Here is a 12,273-nt window from a genome sequence, read left to right on the forward strand (position 1 = left end):
AACTAATTGGGTTGAACCCCGGACGCTGCTGCGGCCGGGGTTTTCTCAAGTTGTTCGACGAAAGGAACTGAATTCATGGCAAAGCAGTTGCAGTTCGACGACGCCGCCCGCAGTGCGCTGGAGGCCGGAGTCGACAAGCTTGCTGACACCGTCAAGGTCACCCTCGGCCCCCGCGGCCGCAACGTGGTCCTGGACAAGCAGTGGGGCGCACCTACCATCACCAACGACGGCGTCACCATTGCCCGCGAAGTTGAGCTGGATGACCCCTACGAAGACCTGGGCGCACAGCTGGCCAAGGAAGTGGCCACCAAGACCAACGACGTTGCCGGCGACGGAACGACGACGGCGACGGTGCTGGCCCAGGCGCTGGTGAAGGAAGGTCTGCGCAACGTCGCAGCCGGTGCTGCCCCCGGTGGCCTGAAGCACGGTATCGAGGTTGCGGTTAACGCCGTTGCCGAGCGCCTGCTGCAGAACGCACGCGAAGTTGAAGGCCAGCAGGTGGCCGACGTCGCCGCTATCTCCGCCCAGGACCGCTACATCGGCGAGTTGCTCGCCGAAGCGTTCGAGAAGGTCGGCAAGGACGGCGTGATCACCGTGGAGGAATCCTCCACCACGCAGACCGAACTGGTGCTCACCGAGGGCATGCAGTTCGACAAGGGCTACCTCAGCCCCTACTTCGTCACCGATAACGAGCGCCAGGAAGCCGTCCTCGAAGACGCGCTGATCCTGATCAACAGCGGAAAGATCTCCAACATGCAGGAGTTCCTGCCGCTGCTGGAGAAGGCTGTCCAGGCCGGAAAGCCGCTGTTCATCATCGGTGAGGACGTCGAGGGCGAAGCGCTGTCCACGCTGGTGGTCAACAAGATCCGTGGCACGCTGAACGTGGTTGCCGTCAAGGCTCCCGGTTTCGGCGACCGCCGCAAGGCCATGCTGCAGGACATCGCCACCCTCACCGGCGGCGAAGTTGTGTCCCCGGACCTGGGCCTGAAGCTGGACCAGGTTGGCCTCGAGGTGCTGGGTTCCGCGCGCCGGATCACCGTCACCAAGGACCAGACCACGATCGTTGACGGCGCCGGCTCCGAAGAGGACGTCGCCGCCCGCGTTTCGCAGATCCGCTCCGAAATCGATCGCACCGATTCCGATTGGGATCGCGAGAAGCTCCAGGAACGTCTGGCCAAGCTGGCCGGCGGCATCGGAGTGATCAAGGTCGGCGCCGCCACCGAGGTGGAGCTGAAGGAAAAGAAGCACCGCATCGAGGACGCCGTGTCCTCCACCCGTGCTGCCCTCGAGGAAGGCATTGTGGCAGGTGGCGGCACCGCACTGGTGCACGCGGCCAAGGCCCTGGACGGTACGGACCTCGGCCTCACGGGCGACGCCAAGACCGCCGTCGGACTCGTCTACCGTGCACTGGCCCAGCCGCTGCGCTGGATTGCCGAGAACGCCGGCCACGAGGGCTACGTCGTCGTCGACCGGGTGCGCAACCAGGAAACGGGCCACGGCTTCAACGCCCTGACCGGCGGGTACGAGGACCTGGTTGCTGCCGGCGTCATCGACCCGGTGAAGGTCACCCGTTCGGCATTGCAGAACGCAGCCTCCATCGCCGCTCTGGTGCTCACCACCGAAACCTTGGTGACTGAGAAGCCGGAAGAGGACGAGGACGCCCAGTAAAAGGGGACGCCCGCTCCCAACGGCACACAGGCGCGGCGCGGTCCACATGACGCGCCGCGCCGGCAGGGCCGTAATACGCGAAACTGCAGCAAGTCCGCCCGCAAGGGTCAAAAGGATTTGCTGCAGTTTTGTCTTTAAGCGTGCCGATTTCAGCCGTTGGTGCCGCAGTGTGAAAATATAAACCATGCGTCCGATGCAGCATTCCAGCAAAATCCACAATGTCCGCTACGAACTCCGCGGCCCGATCCTGCAGGCAGCCAAGAAGATGGAAGCCGAGGGCCAGCGGATCCTGAAGATGAATCTGGGCGACACCGCGCCCTTCGGACTGCAGGCGCCCGAGTCAATCGTCAAGGACATGATCCACCACATCCGCGGCGCCCAGGGATACAGCGATTCCAAGGGCATACCTTCGGCCCGCACAGCTATCTCGCAGTACTACCAGACCCGCGGGCTGATGCAGATCGGCGTCGACGACATTTTTGTCGGCAACGGGGTCAGCGAACTGATTTCGATGACGCTGCAGGCCTTCCTGGAGAACGACGACGAGGTGCTGATTCCGGCTCCGGATTACCCGTTGTGGACAGCATCGGTCACACTCAGTGGCGGCAAGCCGGTGCATTACCTCTGCGACGAGGACAACCAGTGGTGGCCGGATATGGCCGACGTGGAAGCGAAGATCACGGACCGTACCCGGGCGATCGTCATCATCAACCCGAACAATCCCACCGGCGCCGTCTACCCCCGCCACATCCTGGAGCAGTTCGCCCGGTTGGCCCGCAAGCACTCACTGGTGCTGTTTTCCGACGAAATCTACGAAAAGATCCTCTACGGCGACGTCGAGCACATCCATACCGCCTCCATCGCGAAGGACATCTGCTGCCTGACGTTCAGCGGCTTGTCCAAGGCCTACCGGATGCCCGGCTATCGCGCAGGATGGGTGGCACTGACCGGGCCCAGGGCCGCGACCGCCGCTTACCGGGAAACGCTGGAGCTGCTGGCGTCGCTGCGGTTGTGCGCGAATGTCCCGTCCCAGCACGCCATCCAGACCTCGCTGGGGGGCCACCAAAGTATCGATGAGCTGATACGCCCCGGCGGCCGGCTCCGCGAACAGCGCGACCTGGCACACCGGCTGCTCAACGAAATCCCCGGCGTCAGCTGCACCCGCGCCGATGGCGCCCTCTACCTGTTCCCCAAACTGGACAGGAAGCTGTACCCGTTCAGCAGCGACGAGAAGTTCGTGCTTGACCTGTTGGAGGAGCAAAAGATCCTCGTCTCCCACGGCACGGCCTTTAACTGGCCGGACCCGGACCATTTCCGCTTTGTGATTTTGCCCTCAACCACCGACATTGAAGAGGCGGTCCGGAGGATCGCTGCCTTCCTCGCAGTGCGGCGTCATGCTGCCGGCACCGCCGGGGTGGAGGGAACTCCGGCGGACGCCGATGCGGCTGCGGATACATTGGCCGACTCCCGGGTGTGAGCTGGTCCCGCCGGTTGGAATAGGGCGAGGGCCCCGAATGGTTTTAGGATAGAGACACTCCACCGAGGCTTTGCATGGCCGTCAACGGCCGACCATCAGAATCCACCGGCAAGACCCGCGAAAGAGGCGCAGCAGTGAGCCAGTTCTCCCAGCCCGAAACCGAAGGACATGACCCGTTTGCGCTGGTTGGTTTGACCTATGACGACGTGTTGTTGCTGCCCGGCCACACCGACGTCATCCCGAGCGAGGCGGACACCACTTCGCGCATCTCCAAGCGCATCAGCGTGCAGACTCCGCTGCTGTCGGCCGCCATGGACACCGTGACAGAGGCCCGGATGGCAATTGCCATGGCACGGCAGGGCGGCCTCGGCGTTATACACCGCAACCTCTCCATCGCCGACCAGGTCGAGCAAGTGGACCGCGTCAAGCGCAGCGAATCCGGGATGATTACCAATCCGGTCACCATCGGCCCGGATGCCACCCTGGCCGAACTCGATGAGCTGTGCGCCCACTACCGCGTCTCCGGACTGCCCGTGGTCGACGACGGCGGCAAGCTGCTGGGCATTGTCACCAACCGCGACATCCGCTTTGTCGCCGAGGAGGAATTCCCCTCCCGCACGGTGCACGAGGTGATGACCAAGATGCCGCTGATCACCGGCAAGGTCGGGATCAGCCGCGAGGAGGCGAGCGACCTGCTGGCCACCAACAAGATCGAAAAACTTCCCCTGGTCGATGGCGACGGTGTGTTGCGCGGGCTGATCACCGTCAAAGACTTCACCAAGGCCGAGCAGTATCCGCTGGCCACCAAGGACGACGAGGGCCGGCTGCGCTGCGGAGCCGCCATCGGTTTCTTCGGTGACGGCTGGGAGCGGGCCATGGCGCTGATCGACGCCGGGGTCGACGCCCTGTTCATCGACACCGCCAACGGGCACAGCTCCGGGGTGCTGGAGATGATTGCCAAGCTCAAGGCCGAGGAATCCGCCGCCCATGTGGATATCATCGGCGGCCAGGCGGCCACCCGCGAAGGAGCGCAGGCGCTCATCGACGCTGGCGCGGACGGCATTAAGGTCGGCGTCGGGCCAGGTTCCATTTGCACCACCCGGGTGGTTGCCGGCGTCGGCGTCCCCCAGGTGACGGCCATCTACGAGTCAGCCAAGGCAGCCATCCCGGCCGGTGTTCCGCTGATTGCCGACGGCGGGCTGCAGTATTCCGGCGACATCGGCAAGGCCATGGTCTCCGGGGCCGACACGGTGATGCTCGGGTCGCTGCTGGCCGGTTGTGACGAAAGCCCCGGCGAACTGGTGTTCGTCAACGGCAAGCAGTACAAGACCTATCGCGGGATGGGTTCGCTCGGGGCCATGCAGACCCGCGGGAAGAACGCCTCCTTCTCCAAGGACCGGTACTTCCAAGCCGACGTCAGCGGCGACGACAAGCTGATTCCCGAGGGCATCGAGGGGCAGGTTCCGTACCGCGGGCCGCTGTCCGCGGTGGCCCACCAGCTGATCGGCGGCCTGCGCCAGACCATGTTCTACACCGGCGGCGCGACGATCCCGGATCTGAAGAGCAAGGGAAAATTCGTCAGGATCACCGCGTCCGGGCTGAAGGAATCCCACCCGCATGACATCCAGATGACGGTGGAGGCGCCGAACTACGGCACGCGGTAGGGTCTCGGTGCGGCGCGAGGCGCCCTACTCGACCACCGGCGGTGGTCGAGTAAGCGAGGGACGAGCGCACCGAGACCGGGCGCAGCCGGGACCGCTGGTAACCTTGCCTCGTGACTTACGAGATTGAAATTGGCCGTGGCAAGCGGGGACACCGAGCCTACTCCCTGGACGACGTGGCGGTGGTTCCTTCCCGCCGCACCCGGGATCCGCAGGATGTGTCCGTCTCCTGGCAGATCGACGCATACCAGTTCGATGTTCCAGCCCTGGCGGCACCGATGGACTCGGTGATGTCGCCGGAAACGGCCATTGCCTTCGGCAGGCTCGGGGGACTGGGGGTGCTGAATCTCGAGGGCCTGTGGACCCGCTACGAGGACCCCGACCCCGTCCTGGACGAAATCGCCGAACTGAGTGCTGACACCTTCAGCCCGTCGGCGACCAAACGCATGCAGGAGCTCTACCAGGCGCCGATCCAGCCGGAGCTGATCACCTCGCGACTCGCCGAGATACGCGACGCCGGCGTCACCGTTGCCGGGTCGCTCACGCCGCAGCGCACCCAGGAGCACTACCAGACGGTGGTGGACGCCGGAGTGGACATTTTCGTCATCCGCGGCACCACCGTCTCCGCAGAGCACGTATCCAAGGAAAGCGAGCCGCTGAACCTCAAGCAGTTCATCTACGAACTCGATGTTCCGGTGATCGTCGGCGGGGCGGCCAGCTACACCCCGGCGCTGCATTTGATGCGGACCGGTGCGGCCGGCGTGCTGGTCGGGTTCGGCGGGGGAGCGTCCTCGACCACCCGGCGTGCCCTGGGCATCCACTCGCCGATGGCCAGCGCTATTTCCGACGTCTCGGCGGCCCGCCGGGACTACATGGACGAGTCAGGCGGACGCTATGTGCATGTCATCGCCGACGGCGGACTGGGAACCAGCGGCGAGATAGTCAAAGCCTTCGCCATGGGAGCCGACGCCGTGATGCTTGGATCCGCGCTGGCGCGGGCGGAGGAAGCACCGGGCCAAGGATGGCACTGGGGCCAGGAGGCCCACCACGATCAGCTTCCCCGCGGAGACCGGGTCCGGATGGACACCGTCGGCCCATTGTCGGAAGTCCTCTTCGGGCCATCGCACCACACCAACGGCACGTCCAATATCGTGGGAGCGCTACGGCGGACCATGGCCACGACCGGTTACTCCGACTTGAAGGAGTTCCAACGCATCGAAGTCGTCGTGTCGCCCTACAGCTCCAACGGATAGCATCGGTGGCGTCCAACGGGCCAACGGGGACGACGCGTGCTCCATGCGGCGGTTGACGGGACGGCTGTGACCAACGGTACGGCCGTGCTGATCCGGTTCAGCCTGTCTAACCAATGGCGAAGCCAGTATCGTGGGAGTACTTGCCAGCGGATTTAGGAGGACTATTTAATGTCTACATCGCAAACTTCAGGGGCACTGAGTCCGGAAAACCGCGAGGAATCGCTGGCAGCTCTGAAAGCTTCGGCCGAACGCGGTAAAGAACTCGACGTGCTGATCGTCGGCGGCGGCGTTGTCGGGGCCGGGGCGGCGCTGGATGCCGTGACCCGCGGGCTGAATGTGGGAATCGTGGAGGCGCGCGACTGGGCCTCCGGCACGTCGTCGCGCTCGTCCAAACTGATCCACGGCGGGCTGCGCTACCTGGAGATGCTCGACTTCGCCCTGGTGCAGGAGGCTCTGCAGGAGCGCGGCCTGCTGCTGCAGCACATCGCCCCGCACCTGGTGAGGCCGGTGCCCTTCCTGTATCCGCTGACAAAACGCTTCGTGGAGCGGCCGTACGTCGGTGCCGGCATCATGCTCTATGACACCCTGGGTATCACCTCGGGCAACAGCCGCGGCGTGCCGATGCACAAGCACCTGTCCCGCCGCAGCACATTGCGCACCGCGCCCAGCCTGAAGGACGACGCCTTCGTCGGCTCCATCCGCTACTACGACGCGCAGGTGGACGACGCGCGGCTGGTGGTCGACGCCGTCCGCACGTCCGTGCAATATGGCGCCCACGCTGCCAACCGGCTGCGGGTGGTCGACTTCCTCCGCGAGGGCGAACGCGTGGTCGGCGCCCGGGTGAAGAACCAGGAGGACGGCGGCGAGTTCGAGATCCGCGCCAAGCAGGTCATCAACGCCACCGGAGTCTGGACTGACGAGACCCAGGCCATGGTCACCGAACGTGGCCAGCTGAAGGTCCGCGCATCGAAGGGGATCCACCTCGTCGTGCCCAAGGACCGGTTCCAATCGACTGTCGGGCTGATCCTGCGCACCGAGAAATCCGTGCTGTTCGTCATCCCCTGGGGCCGGCATTGGATCATCGGCACCACCGACACGGACTGGCAGTTGGACAAGGCCCATCCTGCCGCCTCCTCCAAGGACATCGATTATGTGCTCGACCACGTCAACCAGGTATTGAAACGGCCATTGACCCGTGAAGACGTCGAGGGTGTCTACGCGGGGCTGCGGCCGCTGCTGGCCGGGGAGAACGATTCGACGGCCAAACTGTCCCGCGAACACGTGGTGGCGCATCCGGTGCCGGGCCTGGTTGTGGTCGCCGGCGGCAAGTACACCACCTACCGGGTGATGGCCAAGGATGCCGTGGACGAGGCCGGACGGGCGCTGGACTTCCGCGTGGCGCCAAGCTGCACGGACAGCATCCCACTGGCCGGCGCCGTTGGGTACCGCGCCTCCTGGAACCGCCGTGCCCGCACGGCCGAAGAGACAGGCGTGCACGTTGCCCGGATTGAGCACTTGCTGGAGCGCTACGGATCCATGACCGACGAGGTGCTGGCCCTGATCGAACAACGCCCGGAACTGGCCGAACCACTGCCCGGTGCTGACGATTACCTGCAGGCCGAGGCGGTGTATGCGGCGAGTCACGAAGGCGCCCGTCACGTCCATGACGTGCTGACCCGCCGGACCCGGATTTCGATCGAAGCCTGGGACCGTGGTGTTTCGGCCGCTCCCGTGGTCGCCCGTCTGATCGGGGAGGTGCTGAACTGGAGCGAGGAGCAGATGGAGCGGGAAGTCACCCACTACAACGCCCGGGTGGAAGCCGAGCGGCTGAGCCAGGAACAGCCCGACGACATCTCCGCAGACAGCGCCCGGATGGGTGTTGAAGACATCGTTCCGCTGCGGTAGCCGATGTCGGAGGAATCGCTGGAGCTGTCCGATGCGGGACTGACCACGCCCGAACTGGTCATTCTGGGGATGGTGGCCGGGGACAAAGAGGACGCTGCCGGCCAGCTGGCCTTTAAGCTGTACGAGCAGGGCAGGATCTTCGGGCTGGAAGGTTTCCTCGCCCAGGTCAACTCCCGTGAACACCAGATGGCCACCGGGCTGCCAGGCGGCGTGGGGATGCCGCACGCCCGCAGCCAGTACGTGAACCAGACCAGCATCGCCGTCGGGGTGACGAAGTTCGGGCACAACCTGGACTTCGGCGCTATCGACGGCAAGGCGGATCTGGTGCTGCTGGTCGCGACACCTGCGGAGTCATTTTCCGTCCACCTGGAAGTGCTGTCCACCCTGGCCCGTTCGCTGTTCAAGGAGAACTTCCGCGAGTCGCTGCGCCGGGCCAATGATGCCGAAGTGATCGCCGAATTGATCAACTCGTCGCTGGTGTTCTTCAACCACTGAGTCGGGCGCGGTTTTCAACTTGTGGGTCGGGTACGGCCGCACGAATTAGCACCAACAAGTGGAAATTCTGCCGACACGCCGACCGCCGTGCGGCGAGGCGCCGGCCAATCAGTTCGGTGGTGTTAAAGCCTGCAGGGTTGGACGGTTGCGCTACGCGTCCGTGCGCCAGGACGCCCACAGCGCGGCATAGGAACCACCCGCTGCCAGCAATTCGTCGTGGGAACCTAGCTCGGAGATGTTTCCATCCTCGACGACGGCGATCCGATCGGCATCGTGGGCGGTGTGCAGGCGGTGGGCAATGGCGACGACGGTGCGCCCGGACAGTACTGCGCTCAGCGACCGCTCCAGGTCCCGGGCCGCCTGGGGGTCGATCAACGATGTCGCTTCATCCAGCACCAGGGTGTGCGGATCGGCCAGGATCAACCGGGCCAGCGCCAGCTCCTGGGCCTGTGCCGGCTTCAGGTTGAAGGCGCCGGATCCCACCTCGGTCTCCAGGCCATCAGGCAGAGCACGCGCCCACTCGAGTGCGCCGACGTCGTCAAGCGCCGCCTCGATTTCACCGGCCGTGGCGTCGTCCTTGCCCAGCCGGACGTTGTCGATCAGCGAGCCCACAAACACATGATGCTCCTGGGAGACCAGAGCCACCTCCCGGCGCAGGGCATCCAGTGGCCGGTCCACCAGGGGCACGCCGCCCACGGTGACGGAGCCATGGGAAGGGGGATGGATGCCGGCGATCAGCCGCCCCAGCGTCGACTTCCCGGCACCCGAGGGGCCGACCATGGCCAGCCGTTCGCCGCGGCGCAGCTGCAGGTCGACCCCGTGCAGCACGTCGTGCCCGGGCCGGTAGGCGTAGCGGACGTCGTTGACGTGGATATCCTCGTTGACCGGTTCCGCCTCGGTGGCAATCCGGTCGCCGGGCACGTCCTTGATACCGATGATCCGTGCCAACGAGGAGGCCCCGACCTGGATTTCATCCACCCACATGATCAGCAGGTCGATGGGATCGATGAGCCGCACCGCGTACAGTGCCACGGTGGCGATGACGCCCGGTGTCACCAATCCCTGCCCGGCGAGCCATCCGCCCCACAGCAGCACACCGGCCACCGGGATCCAGAAGGAAAAATCGGCAAACGGGAACAGCACTGTGCGCAGCCGCAGCGTGTACCGCTCGGCCGCGAAGCTGCCCTTGAGTGAATCGTCCAGCCGCTTCCGGCGCCGGGCGCCGAGGCTGAGCGCATCCACCGTGCCCGCGCCTTCGACAGTTTCAGTGACAGCGCCATTGACGGCGGCGTAACTCTCCCGCTCGCGAAGGTAGCCTGCCGTCGCTCGCTTCAGGTACCAGCGAGTGGCCGGGATCAACAGCGGCAACCCGATCAGCAGTGCCAGCGCCAGCACCGGCGAGGTGATCACGGCGGCCAGCACCGTGAACACGATCTGGGCCACCGAGACCAGCACCTGCGGAACACCGAACCGCACGGTGTGGGAGACGGATTCGATGTCGTTGGTGGTGCGGGTGACCAGGTCGCCGGTGCCCGCCTTTTCCACCGTGGATAGCGGCAGCGAGGTCACCCGCTCCATGAACTCCTCGCGCAGCTGGGCGAAGACATGCTCGCCGAGGACCATGCCGGATTTGGTGGCGGACCGGGTCAGCAGCGCCTGGAGGGTGACAAAACCGAGCAGGATCAGCGCCACCCACATAATGTAGGCGGACGTGGTGCCCGCGACGACGGCGTCAATCATCCGGCCGAGCAGGAACGGCCCGGCCAGCCCGGCAATGGCGGCGAGCATGTACAGTCCGATCACGCGGCCCAGTCCGCCCCGGTGCTGCCGCATCAGCCGCAGTGTTTCGGCCTTCACCTCCGCGCCGTCGGCCACCGGAAGCTTGCCATCGACGACGGCGCCCGACGCCGGGGCGGTCATGGTCTGGTTCTCACTCACTGCGGATCACCACCTTCCGGTATGCCGACTGCGATGCCAGCAGCTGTTGATGGGTGCCTTCGGCCTGGAACCGATCGCCGTCCAGGAAGATGACTTTGTCCATGCAGCCCAGCATCAGCGGACTGGCGGTGACGACGACGGTGGTCCGGGATGGCTCTCCGCCGGCGGGTCCGCCCGTTTCTCCGGCGCCGGCTGGCCCGTCGGTTGTCCCCGCCCGGCCGTTGCGTGCCTGGTGCAGCCGCCCGGCGATCCGCGCTTCGGTGTGGGCATCGACCGCACTGGTCGGCTCCACCAGCACCAACGTCTCCGCATCGGTCAGCAAGGCCCGGGCCAGAGCGAGACGCTGGCGTTGTCCGCCGGAGAAGCTGCGGCCCTTCTCGGCCACTTCGTGGCTAAGGCCGCCGTCGAGCCCGTCCAGAATATCCGTGGCGCTGGCCGCCTGCAGTGCCGACAATATCTCCTCGTCCGAATGCCGTCGGTGCGGATCCAGTTCGTCGCGCAGTGGACCGGTGAACAACTCCGGATCCGCGCCGCTGACCACAATCCGCCGTCGTACCTGGTGCAACGGCACACGGTGCAGGGCAGCTGATCCCCACCGCACTTCCGCTTCATTCAGCACGGCGTCGTCGAACCGGCCCAGCCGGTGGGCCAGGCTCGCCGATGCCGCCGGGTCGGAAGAGACGATCGCGGTCATGATTCCGGGTGCGATCGTGATGGCGGTGCGGGTATCGATCAACGGACTCTGCGGGCCAGGGGCGGGCTGCGGCTCCTCATGGTCGGCGACGTCCGGCTCGGTGGCCAGCACCTTGATGATCCGGCGTGCGCCCACCCTCGCCCGGATGAAACGGGACACGCCATCGGCGGCAGTGCGGATCGGCCCGATCAGGAAGACCGAATAACCAAACAGCGACACCAGCTCGCCGGGCTCGATAGTCTCGGACAGCACCATATTGGCGCCCAGCCAGATGAAGAGCACCCCGAAGGCTCCGGCAATGAAGACCTGCGCGGCCGCCAAATCGGACAACGACCAGGCCACCCGGATGCCGGTGTCCCGGGTGGATGCCGAGCGGGCCCGATAGCGGTCAACGAAGATGTGCTCGCCGCCGATCCCCCGCAGCACCCGCAGCCCCGCCACGGTGTCCGCGCCGACCGCTGTCATCCTGCCCGCTTCCTCCCGCTGGGCAGCTTGCCGGACCTGCAGCGGCCGGATGACGAACAACAACACCACGCAGGCCAGCGGAACTCCCACCAAGACCAGCAGCCCGAGCAGCCACGAGATCCGGAAGATCAGTATCGAAACCGCAAAATAGCCGATGATGGCGCCGAACAACCGGGTGGCGACGACATATACCTCACCCAGCCGGATGGAGTCGGAGGCACCGGTGGAAACCACCTCGCCCGTGGAGAATTTCCGGGGGATGGCATTGCCGGTGCGACTGACTTTATAGCCCACCAACTGGGCTGAGCGGAAAGCGGCCTGGAGCCAACTGCTGACATGGGCCCGGTGGCCGAGCACGGATGCGGCGGCCTGGATGATGGTTAGCGTCACCAGGAGGCCAACCCACCAGGTCAGCTGGCTGAAATTGCCCGCGACGATTCCCGTATCGATGGCCCGTCCGACGGCGAAAGGGATCATCGCCTGCGAGAGCATCCAGACCGATTCCAGGGCAGTGCTCAGTGCCAGCGTGGGCTTTTGCAGCCGCGCCAGCCAGAGCAAATACCGGTTGGGTGAGCGTAGCTCGACCGGGCCGGCGTCGGGGTAGGGGAAGGTGCGCACAAGGATAAATCCTATTACTTATGTGGCGCGAATTGGGGGTTTCGCTGGAAGTAATTGGGAAAATCCAATGACTTATTGGGCACCCTTGTGGCGGTTGTC

The 12,273-nt window shown here is 65.4% G+C and carries 8 protein-coding genes; 6 read left to right on the forward strand and 2 right to left on the reverse strand.

The window, feature by feature from the left end:
- Window positions 1-75 precede the first annotated feature (75 nt).
- From groL to H535_RS0105420, 6 genes are all read left to right on the forward strand, one after another.
- The gene (groL, locus tag H535_RS0105395) at window positions 76-1,668 is read left to right on the forward strand and encodes a chaperonin GroEL (protein ID WP_026818746.1); all 1,593 of its coding nucleotides are present in this window, start codon (window positions 76-78) and stop codon (window positions 1,666-1,668) included.
- 184 nt (window positions 1,669-1,852) lie between these two features.
- Complete coding sequence (locus tag H535_RS23635) at window positions 1,853-3,145, forward strand: pyridoxal phosphate-dependent aminotransferase (RefSeq protein ID WP_081416458.1); 1,293 nt, start codon at window positions 1,853-1,855, stop codon at window positions 3,143-3,145.
- Between the two features lie 134 nt (window positions 3,146-3,279).
- Window positions 3,280-4,809 carry an IMP dehydrogenase gene (gene guaB / locus H535_RS0105405; protein ID WP_026818747.1) on the forward strand — a complete coding sequence of 510 codons (1,530 nt, stop codon included), beginning with the start codon at window positions 3,280-3,282 and terminating at the stop codon, window positions 4,807-4,809.
- A gap of 110 nt (window positions 4,810-4,919) precedes the next feature.
- Window positions 4,920-6,059: a GuaB3 family IMP dehydrogenase-related protein gene (locus H535_RS0105410; protein ID WP_026818748.1), complete on the forward strand. Its 1,140-nt coding sequence runs from the start codon at window positions 4,920-4,922 to the stop codon at window positions 6,057-6,059.
- A gap of 168 nt (window positions 6,060-6,227) precedes the next feature.
- The gene (locus H535_RS0105415; protein ID WP_026818749.1) at window positions 6,228-7,964 is read left to right on the forward strand and encodes a glycerol-3-phosphate dehydrogenase/oxidase; all 1,737 of its coding nucleotides are present in this window, start codon (window positions 6,228-6,230) and stop codon (window positions 7,962-7,964) included.
- Between the two features lie 3 nt (window positions 7,965-7,967).
- The gene (locus H535_RS0105420; RefSeq protein WP_026818750.1) at window positions 7,968-8,459 is read left to right on the forward strand and encodes a PTS sugar transporter subunit IIA; all 492 of its coding nucleotides are present in this window, start codon (window positions 7,968-7,970) and stop codon (window positions 8,457-8,459) included.
- Between the two features lie 150 nt (window positions 8,460-8,609).
- Here H535_RS0105420 and H535_RS0105425 read toward each other — a convergent pair whose 3' ends face one another.
- A complete protein-coding gene (locus H535_RS0105425) occupies window positions 8,610-10,379 on the reverse strand; it encodes an ABC transporter ATP-binding protein (protein ID WP_051298628.1) in 1,770 nt (589 codons plus the stop codon).
- A gap of 10 nt (window positions 10,380-10,389) precedes the next feature.
- A complete protein-coding gene (locus H535_RS0105430) occupies window positions 10,390-12,174 on the reverse strand; it encodes an ABC transporter ATP-binding protein (protein WP_026818752.1) in 1,785 nt (594 codons plus the stop codon).
- Window positions 12,175-12,273 lie beyond the last annotated feature (99 nt).

It is taken from the genome of Arthrobacter castelli DSM 16402, assembly GCF_000430705.1.
Classification (GTDB): domain Bacteria; phylum Actinomycetota; class Actinomycetes; order Actinomycetales; family Micrococcaceae; genus Arthrobacter_C; species Arthrobacter_C castelli.